This window comes from Pokkaliibacter sp. CJK22405, from assembly GCF_046614695.1.
Lineage (GTDB): Bacteria > Pseudomonadota > Gammaproteobacteria > Pseudomonadales > Balneatricaceae > Pokkaliibacter.
Map to the genome: position 1 here is coordinate 21,190 of NZ_JBKKHQ010000026.1, position 21,789 is coordinate 42,978.

Below are 21,789 nucleotides of genomic sequence, written 5' to 3' on the forward strand. Positions count from 1 at the left end.
GGTAACGCTCCGGTATATGAGCCAAGTGCCATCATCTGCTTACCACCCCCAGTGCTCGAACTGGCCATCAATCATGGCAGCAAACTGGCTGACCTGTGGCAAGCCGCTGCTGATCAGCAGAGACTCGGGCACCAGCTCTGAGCCCTGTGTCCACCACAGGCAATAGCGGGGATACTGATGACGCAGCAGCGGATGCAGCAGCTCATCATTGGCGGTCGCAGCGCCTGCCTCCCACGCCAGCTGGCGTTTGCCAAAATCACCACGGGGCTTCAGGGAAGAGCCTTCGACCGCTACCGGCAGTTGCAGACTGTCCAGCCCACCCACCCAGTCAGAAAGCTCCTGGCCATCATCCAGTACACGCAGTAAATGATCACCGGTGAGATCACTCCACTGCCGCTGACTCCAGGCACGCGCCGGAGTGAGAGCCGTGGTGGTCGCCAACATAAACGGGAAATGGCGACCCACCTGATCCACGCTTGGCATCAGACTGCCGATCACAGCATCATCAGCCACAACACCACGGGACAACGCAAAGTGCCAGACAGGGGCCGTCAGATAGGCTTCCATCCAGTTATCCAGTAGCTGTTCCTGACTGACGGCAATGCCCGCCTGGATCCAGTCGTTAAAGCTTTCAATCAGGCCCTGGCCCAGACGATCCGATACAAAGTCCCCGCGAAAGGGTACCTTGCCAAAATAGCCGTAACCCTTTACAGCGTCGTTGGACATTCAAACCCCCTCAGCTCAGCACTCCAAAACGGGTTATACACACTGCTTGGTACCAGTTCGACACTGGCGGTATAGCCCTTGATACTGATATCCAGCTGTTTGTCTCGTACAGTGGCATGACGCTGCGCCGCCAGTGCATCCAGCATGCGATACCAGCCCCAGGCACCGGGATAGTTATCCGTAATAGTCTTGCCAGAGTCAGGCTCAGTGAAGACCAGACGTACTCCTTGCTGACTGCCATCCCCCGGCCAGCTGAACTTGCTCAGGCGCGTCGGGCCGTGTCGATAAGACAGCTGCTGTCCATCAATTTCCAGCAGGAAGCTAATGACATCACGATCCAGCGTGCGCGGCTCCAGTGAGAACTCCACCTTGGGCACCTGAGAGCCTGGCTCGAAGAAGGAGTCGCGAATACGCCGTGCGTTCTCAAACATCTTCAGGCTGCTGTCTGACATGCCAATATCTTTCTCAAAGCTCCAGTGATCACCCGAGGTGTCCACTACAGGTGAGACATACTGCTCGAAGAAGCGATCCATGGTGCCGCCATAACCGAAGAACCGGCCAAAGTCCTTGAGCGTGACATCCTTCTTGCTGGAGCTCTGTAGCGGATAGCGACCTTTCAGCGCCTGACGGAACTCACCGTAGACCTGAGACTTCCAGATATCATTGAGATGAGACTTGGCCCCCTCTTTTGCCAGTTCCTGAGACTGGGTGTTCAGAGGGCCGAGTAAGTTTCCCAGGTCACCAGGCATCTCCCGCTGGATGTCCTTGAAAATGTTGCCCAGCTCTTTACTGGTTTTGCCGTCCATCTGCGACAGGAACGCGGCTTTGTCGCTACCATCAGCATTCGCCAGATTATCGAGGTTGCGGTACATCTGCTGCAGCTGGGCTTCGAGTGAGCTCATCTGCGCATCATCAAAGGCCAGAATTGGCCCAAACGCCTGCTCGACTTCCTTGCCTGGCAATACTTTCATCTGATCAATCGGCGTATCTGGCAGATAGCGTGTCAGACGGTTCGTTCTGGTTTCAGCGACTTTCCCCGCCACTTCCGCCGCCTGTTTATTCACCAGACCGTCAGTATTCACACGGGTAAGTTCAACATTACGCTGTACTGCACGAATAATGCTTTGTAGCGGTTGCTCAGGACCACTTAGCACGCGGGCAATATGAGCCCCTTCGGCAATGGTGTTGAACTTTTTGAGACGAACCTGTGACAGAAGCGACTGCCACTGGAAGATATAGTCGTTGTAGTACTTCTGGCGCACCTGCTCCTGCAGTACATCCGGGTCCATCGCGGCCACATCTGACTGGTTGCCATACACCCATGAATCAGCGGTCAAACGGTTCAGAATACGCTTGCTTTCAACCTGGAACAGACCATGGAAGCCGTTATAGGTAAAGAGGCCAGGAATCTCTTCCTGCAACGGTTTGCCATCAGCCCGCTCAATAATTCCAAGACTCTGAGACGCCAGCACATCGCTCAATCGGAAAGACGGGATATGGCTATCCTGCGTTTCCGTTTTCAGACGCTGGTAGGCGCGCTCCGACAGGGACATGCCTTGCAGGGCGGTTTGGGCATCAGCAACGGCCTGATCATCCATGCCGGAAATCGGCACGTTCATGGCCAGCAGATTGTTCAGATGATTCATCAAGGAGGCGCGCATTTTCTCGTTCTGCTCGCCATCAAACTTGCGACTCAGATAAAGCTCATACCAGCTTTTGATCTGCCCATCGTCACGGTGCTCGGGCTGGTACAACATGAGGTACGTTTTAAGAGTCTCGTACAGGTATTCCAGGTAGTCCTGGTTATCCTGCATCTCACTGACCAGAGCCTGATTCAGATGAGGTACAAACTGGTACTGAAGTGCACGCTGATAAGCCGCTGTCGCTGGCTGATTGAGCTTGTCGCCCTGATACAGACCAAAACCGCGTACCTCATCGCCATCCAGCCCGACGGCATTGACGCCGGCAGGCAGGTTCGCCAGAGAGTCCAGAGATTGGCTAAGCTGGCGAACCCGGTCGCTGATGTCCTTATCGCCCAGTGAATCCATCATGCCCTGATACTGCTGCACAGATGCTTCCGCGGTACGAATCAGGTTAGCGTTCCAGCTATAGCTGCTCCACCACAGATAACCACCACCTGCGAGTAGCGCGACCGATGCCGCCACGGAGCCACGCAACAGCCATTTGCTCTGGCGGTCATGGTACTGGTTCGTTGAAGCAAGGTTCTGCTCAGGGAAAATGGCACCTTCCAGCACCTGACGCACAAAGTAGCTGCGCCCGTCCATACTGTTCTGCTCACGCGTTTGCACATCCTGCAAACCCAGACCTGCAGCCATTTGCGAAACGACGCGTTCGATGGGACGACCTTCCTGTGTGGCGCTGACAATATAGACACCACGCAATAACGGCGCTTCTTCAAAGGTATTCGGAGTGAACACTTCCTTAAGAAAATCATCGGCAGCGGACTGCAGCAGACGCATCTGACGCGGGAACTCAAAAATAGCCGCACGCTTTTCCATGTTGCGCTCAACGCGCAAGCGCTCAGGGACCATTTCATTCAGGCGTTTAAGTAAGGCATGGAATTCTTTATTGAACTCGCCAACCACGCCTTTTTCAGGGTCTTCCGCTTCCATGTTGAAAGTGATACCCCAGACCTGCTCACGCTCATCCGGTGTCAACTCAGCAAAGAATTCAGAGAAACCCGCCACCAGATCCGATTTGGTAAGTAGCACGTAGACCGGGAAATTCATGCCCAGCTGATTTTTAAGCTCCTGAATACGGTGCTTGATCGCACGGGCGTGCAAATTGCGCTCGGTACGCGTTTTGCTGATCAGATCAGCAATACTGATGGCCACTAACACACCATTGACCGGACGGCGCGGACGGAACTTTTTCAGCAGGCCCAAAAAGCCCAGCCACGAACGGGAATCATGTTCAGCATGGCTGTCCTGAGTGGTGTAACGGCCAGCGGTATCAATCAATACGGCCTTGTTGGTAAACCACCAGTCACAGTAACGGGTTCCACCGACACCTTGCAGTGAATCCAGGCCCATTTCCTTTTTCAGCGGAAACTCAAGGCCTGAATGCTGAAGCGCAGTCGTTTTACCGGAGCCGGGAGGTCCAACCAGAATGTACCAGGGCAGATCATAAATGCTGCGGCCTTTGCTGAGCTGAGTCTTTTTCAGCACTTCCATGGCGCGGGAAATACGATCGCGCAGAGTCTCGATTTCTTTGCGAGTGTGCTCATCCTGAGCGGCACCTTCGTCTTCGCCTTCCACCAGGCTTTGCACAACCGCCTGATCACGACGCTTGCGGCTCAGATAGCCGACAATGCTGAAAATGGCCCACAACAGAACAATGGCAGCGATCACCAACGAACGGCTGAGCACACCGGCGAGAGGCTCGCTGCCGGCGATCGCCACTAACGGACCACCAAACCAGATCAGCAGTGCAAGACAGAGAATACCGATCGCGCTAAGAAACACGCGGGAAGTCATTACATTCCACGTAGATCGGCCAAATTGTCGAAGTGTCATAACGGGAGTTTCCTTACACCTTAGCCTGTCGATCAATACAGCAGATCGATTTCGACGCGACGATTTTTCGCCCACTCTTCCGGCGTGTCCGTACCGTAACGCGGCTCGTTAGCGCCGCGGCCTTCAGGCCACAGACGTCCTTGCAGATTCGCACTCTTGGACAACACATTGGACACCTCGGTGGCTCGCGCCAGCGACAGGTGCCAGTTGGAGGGATACTTGCTGGTCGCAATAGGCTGATTATCCGTGTGACCGGTAATCAGAATGCGTCCTTCCGTGCCTTCCAGCACCGTCCCGATCTTACTCAGGATCGGCATGAAGGCTTCCTTGATATCCGCACTGCCAGAGGCAAACATGGCCTCGGAACCGAGGGTAATACGTGTGCGATCAGGCATCGCAGAAATCTCTACTAGGCCACGATCAATCTCGGTTTGCAGACGCTGACGAAGTACATCGATTTCATCACGTTTCTCGGCGACTTCCTCAGCCTGGGCAGGAGTTGCCTCTTTCACTACGGGCGTCGGTACCAGCGAGGCCAAATTGGCATACAAGCCATTGGACTCCTGGCTAAGGCGGTAGCTAAAGGTCATGTAGATGCCCAGCAGAGCCAGAAAGGCAACGGCCAGTACAACCCAGAAAGGAATGCCGGAACGCAGGTTAGACTCGCGCTTCTGTACAGCACTTTCCCAGTTTGGCGTCAGCGCTTTGTCACGCTCTTCGCGCAGGCTTTTCAGCGCCTGATAGGACTGCTCACGATACCGTTCAAGTTTCTCCTGGCCTTGCTGCTCCACTCGCATCTTGCCCATAAAGCCAAGGCTCAGGCAGAGGTATTGAAGTTCCAGCATCTGCGCATGGCCAGCAGGCTGTTTCAGCGCATCATCCAGCAGCGAATAGAAATGCTCACCGCCCCAGGTCTGGCTGTGGAAGGTCGACAGCAAACTGTGGGATGCCCAGCTCGACTGCTCACCCCAAAGGGTATTCAGCACAACCTCATCGATGAAGGAGCACATGCAGTAACGAGCGGCTTCACGCTGTTCTGTAGCGATATCATGCTGGCGCAGCGCTTGCTCGTACTCGCGGATCATATCGATACAACGCAGGCGCAGTGATTCGACATCTGCGTGATGGCTTACTCGGCGAAGGTGGCTCACCAGAGACAGCATCGGACCGGCGTAGTCCACCAGCGGGTTATCTTCGAGGGTCGGTAGTTTCTGAACTCGCGCACTGGCTGCCGGTTTTTGCTGAAGCACCGTGCGATCATCCGACCCCATAGGGGAGGTGAAATCACCACGACGGGCGGCGGTACGCTCGTTGGAAGATAAGCGGCCACCGGGGCGCGGTTTAATGATGGTTGAATCTGACATCCGTGATCTCCTTCTGGTACCGAGCCGGGATTAACCGGAAATGGCCCAGAGTTCCATATCGAGGGCGGGATAGTCGCCGGAAAGGTGAATGGCAAGACCGCCACTGGTCGATAGACGCTCCCAGTACTCTCCAGCCTGTTCTAGCTGGAAGTAGTGATAGCCGGCATGATAAGGCACTTCACGAGGTGCAACAGGCAAGGGGGCCACAGGCACACCTGGGATCTGGTTGTTGACCAGCGTACGGATAAGCTCGACCGGGCCGATCTTGATCTGGGCAGGAAGGCGCTTGCGCAGCTCTTCGACTTTGATGTCGGCGCGCACCGCCAGGACGAAGGAAGAGCCCTGCAGCAATTTTTTGTCGGGCAGTTCTGCCACACGAATACCAAAACGACTGACAGTCATTGTCAACTGAGTAGCGGCCTGCTCAAGCACGGTACTCAGGGACTGGTTCAGCACAACCAGAATATTGCCAAAAATCTCTGTCAGCTGTTCATGCTGATAACGAGGCAATGCAGGCGGACGCTTGTTATCACTGACAAAGGTCGCAAGCTCACCGGCAAGACAGAGTAACTCGTTATAAAGACGCTCAGGATGCAGCAGGCGAAGATGCGACAAATGCGTCAGCGCAGGTTCAAAGCGGTTGAGCAGTTGTAACAGAAGAAAATCCGCTACCGAGCTGGCAGCCGCCTGACCCTGACTAAGACGCGCGGCCAAAACATCGGCGCGCTGCTTGAGCATGCCCATCACTTCTTTGAGCATGCTGGTCAGAATAGGATTGTGGGAAACACTCACATTCGGTGGGATATATCGCTTATCGAGGCGAATAACGCCCTCTTCACTGACTTCACGAATGCGACACACCGGGATCGCGATATAACCACTCAGGTCTTCGCTACCCAGCTTGAAGCTCATGGATAATTTTGCCACCTGCAGGGTGTCATTGGCTTCCTGACCAACAGAATTGTCGATGACATCTTCATCGGCCCAGTGATAACGGGTGATGCTTTCCTGCTTACCACCCATGCCAACGTTCAGACCGTAGGCTTTGTCCGCCGCCACAGCCAGATACACCAGTTCATCACGAACACCAGACTCCACCAGAAAGGGTTCTGGCAACGGATCATTACCGGGCATCCGCACGACAGTGAAATCAGGCAGAATCAGCTCGCCTTCGCGCAGCGCAATCTGCCCAAGGTTGAGCATGCCCTCATCCAGAGTCAGCTGCAGCACACCCCAGCCATAGGAATGAAGAAGGCCCTGCAAGCCGCCTAACTGATCTGCCCAGTAACGCTCCTGCTGCTGGAAATGTTGAGGGCGAAGGAACATCCCTTCACTCCACATTACCTTGCTGTACTGACTCATCCCTGTTTCCCCGAGGTATTACGGTGTACTGATAAAACGTTGACCGTGGAATCAGTCTTTGATGGAGATCGACAGTTTGCCGATTTTTACATCAAAGCTGTCGTAGCCTTCCGGATCGGCCACCACCACATCACGCCAGCGCGAATGCTCAAGATCCCGATAGGCGGCCATTACGGCAATAAAACGCGTTTTACGATCCAGACGCATTTCGTAGGATTTTTCCTCGCCAGGTTCCAAAACCAACTCGTCCTTACTCAACAAATCCTCGCCCAGAGCGGCCTCAGGATTGTCATAAAGGGCAAAAAAGTCTTGTGAATCAAAGACACTACGAGAGTTAAGCTCAAGAACACGCACCACCACCGGAGATGGACGTCCGTTAGGATCAGGGTTCACGTCCTTGGCAACGTTGAACTCAAGATCGGTAGAAGGAGGCACAACGCTATTCATCGTTCCGCAACCGGACAGAACGACAACCGTGGCAATGGCCAACAACATGCTGCGCAGAATGGTCATGATCCCCTGGCTTCCTCTTGGCATTTCCCTGAACTTCATGCGTTTAACTGAAAAGTGATTAATGCCCCTGAGGAGCACGCTCTGCCGTTTCATAGGCCTGAATAAAGTCATCCAGATAGCTTTGCTGGCGACCACGAGAGTCTTCCATCAGGCTCTCATGCAACTCGGTATAGAGCTGCCAGTAATTGGCCTGCTTACGTGCCGGATTGAACTTGTCGAACATACCTTCCTTGAACTGACGCTGACTGATACTTTCAGGGTCCAGCTGGCGAAGCAGACCATTCACCGCACCATCAACCCCCTGCAGCAAGGCCTTTTCGTGGCCTGCGATATCTGCATAGGCATCGGCAATGGCTTTTTCAGCACTCATGAAGGAGCTGGAGCGACGGTTGAAAAGGTTATGCACGGCATCCTCAACACTGGCAGAGAACTTGAGTGGATTGTTCTCGGCAGCACGGAACTGCGTCTGGTTAACACGGAACTCACTCTTGAAGCGTGAACGCTCACGCAGAGCAATCAGCAAGCCTTCCAGCAGCTGACGAGTGGCTCCACCCACGGTTTCCCACCACTGTGGGTCATGGTCCGCCGGCGCCATATCAGGATGAATCCCCAAACCACGAACAAAAGCTTTCAGCGCAGCCAGCTCTGTAGCGGCATCAACTGTCGAGGGTGTTTCAGGTGCAGTTTTAGGAGCGGGCGCTTTCACAGACTGAGGCGCTGGAGCCACCTTGACTTCAGGCTCTGGTGCTTTGGCAGCAGGTTGAGGCTCAACTGGCGGAGCATCCACAGGCACTTCCACAACAGGCAAAGGTTGCTTTTCTGCCACCGGTTCGGGCTGTGCGAAGACTGGCGCCTCAGGCATAGCAGGCTGAGGTTTGACAACCGGTTCAGGAGCAATAACAGGTTCCGGAGCAGCCACCTCTGCAACAGGCGCAGGAGCAGGCGCTTTAACGACCGCAGGTTCAGCCTTTGGCGCTGGCGCAACAGGCTGCGCTGCCACCGGCTCATCACGAAGGAATTCATCAAAACGGTTGGAAACAGGTGCAGGCTCAGGTTCCGCTAACCAGTCCCAGTCTTCAGGGATCTGTGTGCCGTTACCTGCCGCGGGAGCATGCCCCTGAGGCGTGGGGAAGTGATCCTGCAATCCCAACTGGCTCATCCCGCGAATACCTGCAGAAGAGGTTGAAAAAGCCGCGCTTTCCGGCTCTGCCATCTGTGCCGCAACAGGGGCAACCGAAGCCTCTGGCTTGGGTTCAGGTGCTGCAATGGGCGCTGCGACCAGTGGCTCAGCAACACGGGCTTTCTGGCGCAAGGCCACTTCGATGTCGTAATCGTTAAGCTGCAGCATGTCTTTGTCCTGCAGGACATGACGATTGCCTTTACCCAGCGCATCAACGCTACGATTAATAAACAAACCATTGGTGGACATATCAGTGACGACGAAACCGTCACCGTCTTTTTCGATGCTGGCATGAATACCAGAGAGAACACGGGCCGGATCAGGCAGGTACCAGTCCGCCTTTTCGGAACGACCGATGGTGCCGCCCTGCGGACCAAAGACCTTAACGGACTCCTGATCGGGAGTCAGTCGGTGATAGCTCTTAATGGAAAGCTCAAGTTCCATGTCCATGTGCAGGCGCCCCTTCCTTGCATTACAACTTTCAATACGTAACTGGCGTGTCAACTTATCTAGCCGTACGTTACGCCGCCGAATCTGTGCAAAATCAACAATTTAGCAACAAAAAAACGTACCGCAGCGGGATTGAAAAACATCCGCAGGCAGCACGTTCTCAGGTTCGGAGGGGATGTAGCAGTCTGTTTCATCCCTCAATTGGGGCGACAAAGTTACGCAGACCGATGCGCCAAGTCAAGACGGCGAGACAATTAAAGTTACAAAACTTATCCTTGATTTACATAGAGCGTTTTATGTACTTTACGCACTCCACGCCGGAGGGGCCTCCGGTGATTTATCTTTACTGCTATACAGCGAGACGACATGGACAGGGTCATTTCGGAATCTTCCACCGACTCGGAAGCCACTAACCAAGAGACTTCCGCTCAGGTTACTCCTCAGACTGCGACACCTGAAACACAGGAAGCGAAGGTCAAGGCAACCTCCTCAGCTGACACGGCACCACACTCGGCGACTTCCTCAGAAGCCACCGATGATGCCGACATGACCACTGTTTTCTCTGACACAACTCAAGTGCTGGAAACACCAGTGGGCGCTGAAACCGGCAGCCACAATCAGCTGAAAGGCACAACGCTTGAGAACCGTTACCTGCTGGAAGACCAGATTGGCCGTGGTGGTATGTGTGATATCTACCGCGCGCGCGATCTTTTACTAGAAAGTGAAGGTATCAAGGACTGTCATGTTGCCGTTAAGATTCTTCAGCCGCATCTGCTGGAACATCCCCAGGCGCAACACCTGCTGATTGCCGAGGCCCGCAAATCGCAACAGCTGTCTCACCCCAATGTTATCCGCGTATTCAGCGTTGGCCAGGAGCGCCTTGCTAACAGCACTGCACCACGCACCTATCTTGTCATGGAATGGCTGGATGGCGAGACGCTGGATACCGTTATCAAGAGTTCTCGCCCGCGGGGTCTGAACTACGAAGGCGCGATGAAGATTCTGCGCCAGATTTCTGAAGCCCTGGCCTACGCCTCATCCCAGGGAGTTGTCCATGCGGATCTCAAGCCCAGCAATATCATGCTGACTCGTAAGGGCCTGATCAAAGTGCTGGACTTCGGTGTCGCCAGTGATGACCCGCTACACAAAGATATCTACGCGGCACCAGACCCCGAAGCGACGGCTCCGGTACAGGGCTACACCCCTGCCTATGCCAGTCCGCAGCTGCTTGAAGGCGCGATGCCTACCCATCGTGATGATGTCTACTCATTCAGCTGTATCGCTTATGAACTGCTGACCAGCAAGCATCCGTACCAGCGCAAACCTGCAGACAAAGCACGTGCAGAAAAAGTGAAGGCAGAAAAGCCCGCACACCTGAATGGCAAGCAATGGTCTGCACTCAAGGACGGCCTGCAATTCGAGAATAACAAGCGCCCCAAAGAGGTAGCGCAAATTCTTGAAAACATGGACAAAAAGTCCTCTGCGCCCAAGTTTGTCGCTGCTGCGGCAGTGGTCGTGGTATTGGCAGGTGCGGCGTACGCGGGCCAGCAAGCGTATCAGGACTATCAGAACAAACTGGGAACTCTGGATCAGCAAATCGCACAAACCCATAAACTGGATTACCTGAAAGGAGCTGATGCAGCCACGCTGCTGGATGCACTGGAAAGCGCCAATGCGGAAGATCGCACGGAAGTGCTTGGCTATGTACAAAGCCAGCGTCCAGCCATCCTGGACTACTTCGACTCTCAGGTTGAGGCGGCGTTAAAGCAGCAGGACTCCGGTTATCCGGATTATTACGCGGTGACCGATAAGGTCAAAGATGCACTGGGTGTTTTCCCTGACTCTGCTCGTCTGCAGACGTTGGAATCGACACTTGAGCAAAGCTGGCTGAGTAGCACTCAGGCACTGGATGATCAGCTCAACACCATGCTTGAGCAAGGTAAGTATCAGACCGCGCAGGATTACGCAGCATTGATGGATCACCTGAAGGGCCTGCAGCAGCTGAATCGCGATTACAAGCCGCTGCCTTCGACCAAAGCGACGGAAACCTACACCTCAGCGATGCAAACCGCGCTGTCCAAAGGTGAGAATAATGCTGAGCTCGATACGCTGCGCAAAGTCGGGGAAGTCTTCTTCGCCGGTATGCCAGAGGTTGATCAGAGTGTGACCGAGGTTAACGAGGTCCAGCAGGCGAAGCAGACCATGGAGGCCTATAACACGGCCAAGGAATCCGGCCAGAAAGTCGAATTCCCCTACTCGGCTGCCGATGTTGCCCTGCAGGATCGGGTCGATGCCCTCTCGGAAGAGATTGCTTCTGCCGCCGACTCGACTTCCCTGCAAACAGCCAAAATGGCACTGGCAGAGTTGACCCGGGAAGTACCGGAAGACTTCGAACCGGCTCAGGCCCTGTGGCATCAGTTAGCGGAAACCTATCGCCAGCAAGGGAACCAGCTGGTCGATGCCAACCAGTTACGTGATGCACAAAAACTGTTCTCTGAGGCCGACCGCATCGACAGTCAGCACCAGTAACAGAACGCACTTTTGACATTTTCAGGTGGCCGGGGATTGCCACCTTGCAATGGACGCAAGCATGTACGCTACCCAATCGGACAAGAACATCTTCATCACCACGACATTAGGCCAGGACAGCCTGATGCTCGACAAGGTGCATATTCGCGAAGGCCTGTCCAAGCTGTCTCTGATGACGGCCCATGTGCACACCAACTCGATGGAAATTGATCCCAACGAGCTACTGGGCACACCGGTCACCATCAATATTCCCGTTCATGCTGATATCGGCAAGGTAGGCGAACAGGCCTACAACGGTATCGTTATCGAAGTCATCTCCCGTGGTTCGCGAACCCCGGCTGAAGCCCTGGATGAAGTGCACCGTGATTACGATCTGGTGATTCGCCCCCAGGCTTTTTTCCTGACACAACGTCAGCAAAATCGTATTTTCCAGCAGATGACCCCGCTGGAGATCGTCAAGCAGGTGCTGGGTGAGCACAGCGTCAAGTTTGATGACCGCACCAGCGGCAGCTACCCCACCTTCGATTACAAAGTGCAGTATGGCGAGAGCGACTGGAATCTGGTTTGCCGCCTGCTGCAACACGAAGGCATCTACTTCTTCTTTGAGCATACCGATAGCACTCATACGCTAGTCATGGCAGATGACACCACGGTGTATGTTCCCTGTCTGGAAGAAGACGTTGCCTACTTCACCGGCGACCTGGCCGAATCCCACCTGTTTGTCTGGAGCGGTGTTGACCGTATTCCCAGCGGAAAAGTTCGTCAGCAGGGTTATAATTTCCTTGCTCCCGATACACTCCCGCGTGCATTACAGGAAAACCCGGCTCAGGCCGACCAGCAGGGCGTTACGGAAGTCTATAAGTACATCGCCGAGGCTGAGAACATTGCTCGCCCCAGCATCACAGCACAGACTCAACTCGAGGCGCTGCAATATGACCAGCGCAATGGTTCGGGCGAGAGTAACTGTCGCTCTTTCCATCCAGGTGGCATCTTCGGCTTTAAACGCCATGAAGATGAACGCGAAGTGGGCAAGAACTATGTGATCACGGCGATCGACATAACGGCCTCTTCAGCGGATAACATCGGTGAACAGGGACAGGAAGGCGATAATTACAGCAACCGGATCGAAGTGCTGCCCAGCGACGTGATCTATCGCCCTCGTCTGATCAATGGCGATGATTTCCCTAACCATTTACCACGTATTTACGGCTTGCAAACAGCACGCGTGGTTGCCGAAGCCAATAGTGATGGCAGTGAAGAAATCCATATCGACATGTATGGCCGCGTTCATGTTTGCTTCCACTGGGATCTAGAGCAGCGCAGCTCCTGCTGGGTTCGAGTTGCCCAAATCTGGGCGGGAGATAACCGCGGTGTCTTCTTCTTTCCGCGTATTGATGATGAAGTCATCATCCAATACCTGGAGGGGGATCCCGACCAGCCAATGATCATCGGCAGTGTCTATAACCGCATTAATAACCATCCTGTAGCTTTGCCAGAAAGTAAAACCCAGAGCGGAATTATCAGCCGTAGCTCCAAAGGCGGCGGCATGGATAATTACAACGGTCTGGTCTTTGAAGATCTCAAGGACAAAGAGCTCTTCTACACTCAGGCAGAGAAAGATCAGCAGGAGCTGGTCAAAAATAACATGCTGACAGATGTAGGTGTTGATCGTGAAACCAACATTGGTAATAACGATGTACTGAACGTCGGCAAAGTCTTCAAGCTAAAAGCCGGTAGTGAAATCATTCTGGAAGTGGGTGGCTCAAAGTTGACCATGAAAAGTGATGGCACCATCACCCTTGAAGGCAATAACACGACTGAAAAAGCCAGTAAGATCACCAAGATCGCCGGCAAAATTAATCTGAACTGATGATTGGGCTGCTTGGCGACAGGCTGCATTTACGGACGTCCGCAGCCAATAATCGTTTAGTCACGGCACGGGATCTCCGTCACTACGACCAGGAGATCCTGCTGCTTCTCAAAGAGATTGCGACTCCCTACCTTGGTAAGCGCCTCCCTGAAGACTGGCCTGACTGGCTGTCCCATCTTGCCACCAGCATCCCGACTGACTTTATCTCGACACTGACCACACGTGCAGACGCCATGAGTTATGGCGAGCCTGTTTACTGGACAGAGCTTTGGCTGCGACTACACGGCTATGAAAACAGCGTTATTCTGCAAGGGCTTGAAGAGCGGGAGTCTCCCAAACGAGACCGGCTTTTAGCTCACTTACAGGCTGGGCTCGGTGTTCAGCCGGTCGCCTGGCAAGTGGAATCCCTCATGTTCTGCTACGCCTGGTTCCAGAAGATGATTCTGGTGCCCGCACTTAAAAATGAGGAGTGGCGCCAACAGGCAATGCGGGAGCACAGCTATGACAGTCTACTCGCGCGCGTAAACCAGCTGGTTGAAGACCCGTCCTCAATTAATGACTTTGATATCGAAGAGCTGCAGGTTCTCATCGGCGCCAACGCGCTCTCTGAACGTTGTGTAGCACGTTTGAAACAGCGTGATTACAAAGAGGACGACGAGCTTCCCGTCATCAAAAACCCGGAAAGCCTCGAGCACTTTGGGTATTTATCTCTGGATAAAGAGTGGCTATCGCGTTGGGATAATGAGCTGTATGAACTGGAGGAGATTGAAGAATTTATTGGCCTTCAGCATCACATCTGGCTTATGTCTGACAATAGCTCACCACCCGCAGAAGTCCTGTCGTTTTTAATCGATGACGATATGTATGATCAACAAGAGCTGTGGGGAGATACCATGCTCCCCTTTGAACGCTGGCTTAACACACTCAAACGTCGTGATGGCGCCTACCTGCTGGCTGGCCAGAATCTGCTGGACCCTGCGCATCAGGATCAGATATGGCTCCGAGGTTCTCAAGGCCACCGCTTTGCTCTCTCCCATTGCTGGCATCAGCAGGCCAATAGGCTGAAAAAAGAATATTTAGTCAATGCATTTATGGGTGACGACGATGCATGACTCTTCCTTGCCAGCCGTCCACTTGAAAACACTGCATTTTCAGTTAGGTAATCTAAAAAAATTTCCCATCACTGGGGACTTTGCCAGAGAGGCGGAGTCTTCTCAGATTCCTTTTGGCCGTAAGTCGTATCAACTATGCAAAAGCCTGACATCCAGCTCCGCAGAGCAAACGGCACGTCTGAAAGACTTATTAAAGCCTCTCATAGAAATCGCGAACGAGATTTGTGAAAGCAATATACCGGTCTTCGCACTATTACCAGCGACATCTCCCCAGCGATTAACCGAAGGGCTCAGGCCATTCACTGACCAAGAGTTCATCCTGAACTATTCTCGCCTACACGTATACCAACAAGGCAACTGCGCATTTGCTGCTGCTGGCAAGCGTTTGAAAGACTACTTGGACAAAGGACAAAAAGTCTTAGTGATTGCTGCGGACAGCCCTCAACCTAAAGGCAACCGTCCAGTAGACTTCTCGCAGCACTATTGTGAAGGCTCACTGGCAGTCCTATTTGAGCCCTCAACCACTGGTCTGAGGTATATCACCAGCCATCTGGAATACCAGCATGACTCACAAATCGAGGTAAGTGCTCATTCCTTACTCTGTGAGAAAGCTTTTAATTCGATCAGTGAAAATACCTCAAGACGTAGCCTAGTCTATGCAGCGAATAGCATTGGCACTGATGATGAAGAGAAAGGGCAGCTAATTCATAGCGCATGGAGTAATCAGGCCGATCTCCCCGAGATGATCCTACCTTTTAAAACCTTGGGTGAATTAGGCTGTATGGAAGGGCTAGTAAAACTCCTTTGGCAACAGCAGCAAAATCTACAAAACCGGTTACTGAAAAACGCATTACTCATAAATTCGGAAAGCTTCAGTAGCTGGAGGGCCGTACAAGTCTGGGAATATCTCGAAGACACTACAGCTGCTACTTCGCATATGACCAATTCAGGGAATGATCATGGGTAAACCCGCAGCAACCTCATCACACCATCACACCTGCCCAGCCAAACGAGGCAAGACACCTCACAAAGGAGGACCTGTCAGTAGTGGCTCTTCAAATGTCTTTTCCGGTGGTCTGCCCCAAGCACGCGTAGGCGACAAATTGGTCTGCAATGCCCCACCCGATGCTATCGCCGCTGGCTCCGCGACCGTTTTCATCAACGGCAAACCGGCCGCACGAATGGGTGATAGAACAGTACATGGCGGTGTTATCGTCCAAGGTAATGGTAGCGTCATGATTGGCGATAAAACCTATGCCAGTTCAGGGGGCTACCCGTCTGAAGGGGGAAAAATAGTCCAGTTAGCCCGACGTGATTTATCGCGAGTAGAGTATTGCCAGCGAGATGGAAGAATAGAAATGTGTAATGACCCTGTCTGCCCTTGTCGTGCGTAACTGATCTATGGCCGACAATTTTATTATTCATGACTTTCAGCCAATGGGTGATGAGTTCGATCTGAAATTAGATAGCCACTCGAATATCTGTCTCGTTATAGATACCGCTAGGGTTGATCACTGGCTAAATGAAATATCCCAAATTGAAGATCAGCTAAATTGGGAAAATTTATATGAGAACACACAAGCAGAAGAATATAAATCAATAGCTCCTGTAGTTGTCGATTTATATGAAAAAAGCGAATTAATAAGTTTTGTGAACCAAAATGCAATTTGGTCAAGTAGTACAGTACTCATCACATATCATTGCAGTTTTGATGAGATCGTTGATCATTTAAGGTCATTGGTTTTTGTAAGAGATAAAAATAGAAAGAATCTTTTTAGGTTTTACTCACCACAGCTACTCAGCTACTGGATCAGTACACTTCCGGAAGAATCAATACATTCCTTACTTGGCCCTGCAGAGCGTTGGATATGGAAGACCAATAATCATTTAGATCAAGCACAAGTATGGAATTGGATACTTCATAAGCCTGAACAAAAAAGGCAAAAAAATAAGACTGCATGGTTCGAGTTAAGCCAAAAAGATATTGAAATATTAAACGATTTTGATAAGGACAAATAATGACAGGGAACACTAACACATCCAATATGTCTATAGATATGGATAAAGATTTTAGTGAAGTCAATCCTATCGATGCCATTAAAGAACTCGCCGATAAAGTTGGTGTCAGTCTTCAAGATATTTACAACTTTTCCACTGATACACTCCGTGATTTTAATACAGTATTTTTTGATGGTGAGATCAAACCTGACGAAGTAATAGACCTTAAAGATCCGGGAAAGATAAAACTACCAAAGGTCACACCTGTTGATCCTAAAGAGTTAATTTGCTCAAAGCCTGGAGACTATGTTGATCTTGTTTACTTTCCAGGTATCCCTAAAAAATCTGGCGGAGTGAAATCTGCTTGGTTTCTACTCAATGACGAAACCAAGCAAGAGTTTGAGAAAGAAGAAAAGCTTCTAGAAGAAGCAATGAATAGTTATAGAACAGAGCAGTCTGACGAAAATAGGAAGCAAACTTTCCAAAAGCTAGAAGAACTTGGGATACTTGAAATTTTCAAGCCGTTTGAATACGCCTTTCTGATTGACGATAAAAATGAAAGAGAAAAGTATATTCAAAACGAGATTTCATTAAGTCTAGCTTTGGACGACTTTAATAACAATGTTGTTGACCCGCTCAGACCATCAACTTTAGAAAAAGCGTTTAAGCCTAAAGAAGAATGGCTCATCCAACACTATAACTCTGTAGTGAAGGATTCAGTCATTGAAAAAGAAAATATTGAAGAGATCAATAAAAAGAAAGAAGAACAGAAAAAAAATAAAAATATAGTAGTTCCAAAAACTGCTCTTGAACTCAGTCTAGCAAGTGAGCGCAGAAGATTTCTTGCAGTATATGTATCAAAGTTAAAGAAAACTTCTGAAAAATATAAAGAGCTAGCTATTGAGAAGGCTGAGGCCCTTGGCTTAGTTGAGTACCAAGACAAGATAGTTACTAAGGAAGAAAAGAAAAGGCATGTTAGTCTTGGCGAAATCGATGAAGCACGCAGCTCACTTTTTCATAGAATGGAAAATGCGTCCAGCCTAAATAGTGAAAGCTCAGCAATAAAAGAATCCTCTTCAGCTATGGAGTCTTGGCGAGATATCGCTGAAAAATATCAAGGCAGAAATTTTGATAAATTCAAAGAAGAATATATTGAAAAGGTTGCTACGTTATCAGAAAACGTTTTTTTATCATCAATATATTGGAAAAAATTTATCGAGAGCTCTTTTGTATTAAATACCTTAGGAATAATCATTCCCGAGCAAGTAATATCAGTAGAAGAGTACTGGAAAATACCAAAATCTCTTATTGAAACTGACGGCTTTTTTTCAAAGGAAAAAATCATCAGCTATCTTCGAGATGAAGATACCATCTCAAATGAAACCGTTAGAAAAATATTACTCGAGCTAGAAATTATAAGTGATACTGATAGTGAGAAGATTTATAGCGATCAAATAAGTACAGTATCGAAGCTAGCAGAAGAAGAAAGCTGGTCACCGCCTAAAAGTGAAATCATCGGCTATTTTATCTGTATATATCTTATAAAATTTCTAGATAAGAAAATAAAAAAAGACACCGCAGAAATGGAAAGCCTTTATGGTGCCGTATTTAACACCACCGATTTAGAGGCAACCCTGCTTCTTAAACGCATAGCAAAGAGCCGCCTCGAAGAAATTAAAGAAAATGCCACTCGAAAAGTTATTTACAATGCTCTTGATGCAAGATGGATGGGTAGTTCTAAAGACAAAATTGATAATTCTCATAACAGTAAACTACAGCTAGTTTGGAATCAATCTGAGTGGAATATAAGTTCAGCATCTGGCATATCTACAGATGACTCTGGCAAGCTTTATGGGAAAGAGCATGTTACAGTTTTAGAGTGCTATCGCTTAAGCACAAAAGCCAAGATTAACTTTGTGCGAAACAGTATTCTATCCAAATTTAATTTAAATAATGCGACACCGATTGATGATAAAATTCTCGAGATTTCAGCATATGATAATGAGGGGTACTCAGTTCCACCCTCTAAAAGACGTAGAAAAAACCTTCAATACAACTGGAAGGTTAGTTTAAAAGAAACTCTATCTGCTTTAGAAGAAAATAAAGATAACAAACTGCTTCCAAATCAGAAAGCCAATCTTATGTATGATGAAAAATTTGATGAAGTTGTCTGTAAAGAATTAGCCTCATCAGAATATGTCAAAGAGATTATTGGCAGATCTTTTAAGAAGTCACTAGAAGCACAGTTTATACGTTATACCCAAAAAACAACATGGGATAATCTTAGTATTAGTAAAGTAGACGATGCAATTGCGCAAAATAACATTAAAAACGCCTTATTTTCAGGTGCTGTAGATGCTGTAAAAAATCCTGTTGCATACAAACATGAGAAAAAGTGGGAGCCATTGAGGGGGGAGATGACATTAAAAGGTGTATGGCCACCAAAAGGAGAAGAAACGGACTACTGCAGATTTATTATTGTATATGAGGCTGTACGCTGGGAAATGGGGCCTGATAACAAACCAGTTAAGGGCAGAGAAGTAAAAACGTTTGAGATTGGTAATCTCCAATTTTACTTGGAGATTACAGTTGGAGGCTATGCGGGTGCCAGCTTAGCTCTTTCAAGCGGAGTAAGTATAGGTACAGATAGTACCGGCCGAAATGGTATTAGAGGGGAGACTCCTATTAAGGCCGACCAACTAAAGCCAGGTTGGCGCGCAGATCAAGAAGAGAATGTCAGGGTCGCAGGCAAAGTATCTACCCAAAAAGCTCCAGATAGCTTAACGCAAGATGCTCTTGGAGATAAGGCCGCAGATAAAGGACTAGTAGAAGCTAGGATTAATTTATTTGCGGGTATTGAATTTGGAGGAGCTATATCTGGCAAAGTTTTATGGCAGCCCCCAGAAGACTCCACTCAACAGAACCCTGCTGATATTCCGTGGTTAACGCTAGCTGAGTTTAAACACGAACTGAAGTATAACGTTGGCGTTGGTCTTTCCGGTGAATTTGCGATTACTGTTTTTAATGGTAGGTTTATTATTCTATTAGCCGCTAGAGCAGTTTTCGGATTTACCGGCGGCTCTGGAAAACTTCATACAGAAGTCAATCTCAAGCATATTTCAAAGCTTATCAACTTAATATGCAGTATTGTCGCCAGGGCAGACTATACAAGAGTACTTTCTATACAACGCTACTCCATCTACAAACGGGAAGACAAAGAGAAGCTACTTGCAGCAGTTAATAAAGGAGTTGAGGATCCATACCAAGTGGTATGTGATATCGCCACAGCATTTCTCATTACAGGCCTTAGAATCAGCCAAATAGCGCTAATGGGCTTTGATGCTTTAAATATGTTTGTGAAGTATAGATTGAAGCAAGAACATGCACCACAAATTGCACGATTTATCATACAAAAAGCAAATAATGATAATGAGAAATGGTTTAAGAACTTACTTCCAGAAGTTAAAGGTAGAATTATCAATGTGCTTCTTTCTGAACAAGACGTTACTATTAATGACGGAGTGCAAGGAATAAAGCATATTTTCGATGAGAAATATGATTTCACTGCCCGTCAGAAATTAGACAATATCTACCAACGTAATGCCATATGGACTTTGATTAATTGGGTCACAACTGAAACACAAACCGCTGCAGAAAGGCAGTTTTATGAAACTCTAGTTCGCTGCAATGATGATGGAACTAAAAGCGATGATTTTTTTACCCAGCATCAGCAATTTGCAGATAACTGGCAACGTATTTCTGACTTCTTTGAGGCAACACAAGAACTGGATGATACGCAAGTAACCAATCTTTTATTAAGTCTAAATACTGATGCAGAGTTTGGCAGCAAAAGAAAATCACTTATTGAAACTCCTATACCTGGTGAAACTTATGTAGATATCTTTAAAGGCCACACTAGAAGTTACAATAGCTCCTTTAAAGAAGACTACACATACTTTCAATGGGTTGCTTATATTAACCATAAAGATGAAACAATGGTTAAAAGAAAACAACTCCTTTATACAAGCATGAACAAAATTGGCACCGACATATCCGATAGAAAAAGACTAACACTGATACCCGAGTATGCAGAGGAGATAAAATGGCAATGAGATTAATACTCAGCCTTCTTTTACTAGCTTTTTCAAGCAATTTACTTGCAGACAACATAACAATTAAAGAGAAAGTTATCGATGCCTATGTAAGAAATGATCTCGAGAAAGTCGTTCAATTAACGAAAGAAAATAGTATTCACGATCCACTAACGGATTATCTTAATGGGGTAGCCTACCTACTTAAAGAGAATCAGGTAATGTCGGATGCGCGCACATCTTTAGAATATATTAAAGACTCAGCGAAAGCAGGTAACCCCTATGCGATGTGGAGCCTTGGTAGCGATACTTTATGTCAATACTGGGGAAATTGTGATGAGGATAGGAGTGGCTGGAGAGACAAGGCTCGAGCGCAGTGGAAAAAACTCGCTTTTGAAGATAATGATTCACAAGCGATGTACTATTACTCCGTAACGACTAATGATTTATTTTCTTATATTCCCTTTTATGCAGCGGATAAGAAAAGAGAACTGCTATTCAAATCTATTGAAATGGGAAATTCCCAAGCATTATCCATGTGGTTTCTAGCAGTAAAAGATAAAATAGCTGATAGAGATCAAGAAACGATAGCACAAGCTAAGAAGCTATTACAGCCTTATGTAGAAAAAGGAGATCCTTCCGCTCTTATGAATGAGGCTTTTGTACTAGAAAGTCTTGATGAAAATAAATATAAACAAGAAATTATCGACCTCTATAAACTGGCTGAAGCAAATGGCGGTGGTAATATGGGGGGATTTCTATCATACGTAGAGAAGCATACTTCTGGTGATGTGCTAAAGCAGTATGAGTACATGTATATGCTGGAATACTCTATGAAAAAAAATACCGTAAGAGTATCAGATTATATTATGGAGGAGCATCCTGAGAGCTTTGAAGGGGTTGACCTAGAAAATATTCAATCACGAGCTATTGACCACGCTAAGTGGGCAGAGCAGAAACAACTGGAAAGAAGCAGAAAGTTGCAAACAGTAGAAGATATCAACTATTTCCCTGTAGGCTGGTCATTTAAATAATTTTCACACGAGGGCGATGCAGCA

General features: G+C 49.1%; 14 protein-coding genes. 8 read left to right on the forward strand and 6 right to left on the reverse strand.

Annotated features, from left to right (window positions below):
* Nucleotides 1-39: 39 nt before the first annotated feature.
* The 6 genes from tagF to tagH are packed head-to-tail and all read right to left on the reverse strand — an operon-like array spanning nt 40 to nt 9,131.
* Complete coding sequence (gene tagF / locus ACKC9G_RS16710; RefSeq protein WP_411407489.1) at nt 40-726, reverse strand: type VI secretion system-associated protein TagF; 687 nt, start codon at nt 724-726, stop codon at nt 40-42.
* Entirely contained in the window at nt 708-4,262 is a 3,555-nt protein-coding gene (gene tssM, locus ACKC9G_RS16715; protein WP_411407491.1) for a type VI secretion system membrane subunit TssM, read from the reverse strand. The genes tagF and tssM overlap by 19 nt, the downstream gene beginning before the upstream one ends.
* A gap of 32 nt (nt 4,263-4,294) precedes the next feature.
* Nucleotides 4,295-5,626 carry a type VI secretion system protein TssL, long form gene (gene tssL / locus ACKC9G_RS16720; protein ID WP_411407493.1) on the reverse strand — a complete coding sequence of 444 codons (1,332 nt, stop codon included), beginning with the start codon at nt 5,624-5,626 and terminating at the stop codon, nt 4,295-4,297.
* A 30-nt stretch (nt 5,627-5,656) separates the two neighbouring features.
* A complete protein-coding gene (tssK, locus tag ACKC9G_RS16725; protein ID WP_411407495.1) occupies nt 5,657-6,988 on the reverse strand; it encodes a type VI secretion system baseplate subunit TssK in 1,332 nt (443 codons plus the stop codon).
* 51 nt (nt 6,989-7,039) lie between these two features.
* Complete coding sequence (tssJ, locus tag ACKC9G_RS16730) at nt 7,040-7,501, reverse strand: type VI secretion system lipoprotein TssJ (RefSeq protein ID WP_411407497.1); 462 nt, start codon at nt 7,499-7,501, stop codon at nt 7,040-7,042.
* A 58-nt stretch (nt 7,502-7,559) separates the two neighbouring features.
* Entirely contained in the window at nt 7,560-9,131 is a 1,572-nt protein-coding gene (gene tagH, locus ACKC9G_RS16735) for a type VI secretion system-associated FHA domain protein TagH (protein WP_411407499.1), read from the reverse strand.
* A 366-nt stretch (nt 9,132-9,497) separates the two neighbouring features.
* On the opposite strand from tagH, the gene ACKC9G_RS16740 reads away from it, so the two are divergent.
* The 8 genes from ACKC9G_RS16740 to ACKC9G_RS16775 all read left to right on the forward strand — a co-directional run bounded on the left by ACKC9G_RS16740 (nt 9,498) and on the right by ACKC9G_RS16775 (nt 21,765).
* On the forward strand, nt 9,498-11,660 hold the full coding sequence (locus ACKC9G_RS16740) for a serine/threonine-protein kinase (protein ID WP_411407501.1): 2,163 nt from the start codon (nt 9,498-9,500) through the stop codon (nt 11,658-11,660).
* A 61-nt stretch (nt 11,661-11,721) separates the two neighbouring features.
* Nucleotides 11,722-13,530, forward strand: a complete 1,809-nt coding sequence (locus tag ACKC9G_RS16745) for a type VI secretion system Vgr family protein (protein ID WP_411407503.1) — start codon at nt 11,722-11,724, stop codon at nt 13,528-13,530.
* Complete coding sequence (locus ACKC9G_RS16750) at nt 13,530-14,642, forward strand: hypothetical protein (RefSeq protein WP_411407505.1); 1,113 nt, start codon at nt 13,530-13,532, stop codon at nt 14,640-14,642. Before ACKC9G_RS16745 ends, ACKC9G_RS16750 begins: the two co-directional genes overlap by 1 nt.
* Nucleotides 14,635-15,609 (forward strand): hypothetical protein, encoded by a 975-nt coding sequence (locus ACKC9G_RS16755; RefSeq protein WP_411407507.1) that lies wholly within the window; start codon nt 14,635-14,637, stop codon nt 15,607-15,609. Before ACKC9G_RS16750 ends, ACKC9G_RS16755 begins: the two co-directional genes overlap by 8 nt.
* Nucleotides 15,602-16,036 (forward strand): PAAR domain-containing protein, encoded by a 435-nt coding sequence (locus ACKC9G_RS16760; RefSeq protein ID WP_411407509.1) that lies wholly within the window; start codon nt 15,602-15,604, stop codon nt 16,034-16,036. The genes ACKC9G_RS16755 and ACKC9G_RS16760 overlap by 8 nt, the downstream gene beginning before the upstream one ends.
* A gap of 7 nt (nt 16,037-16,043) precedes the next feature.
* Nucleotides 16,044-16,661: a DUF4123 domain-containing protein gene (locus tag ACKC9G_RS16765; RefSeq protein ID WP_411407511.1), complete on the forward strand. Its 618-nt coding sequence runs from the start codon at nt 16,044-16,046 to the stop codon at nt 16,659-16,661.
* Entirely contained in the window at nt 16,661-20,752 is a 4,092-nt protein-coding gene (locus ACKC9G_RS16770; RefSeq protein WP_411407513.1) for a hypothetical protein, read from the forward strand. Before ACKC9G_RS16765 ends, ACKC9G_RS16770 begins: the two co-directional genes overlap by 1 nt.
* Nucleotides 20,743-21,765: a hypothetical protein gene (locus tag ACKC9G_RS16775; protein WP_411407515.1), complete on the forward strand. Its 1,023-nt coding sequence runs from the start codon at nt 20,743-20,745 to the stop codon at nt 21,763-21,765. Before ACKC9G_RS16770 ends, ACKC9G_RS16775 begins: the two co-directional genes overlap by 10 nt.
* Nucleotides 21,766-21,789: the final 24 nt, after the last annotated feature.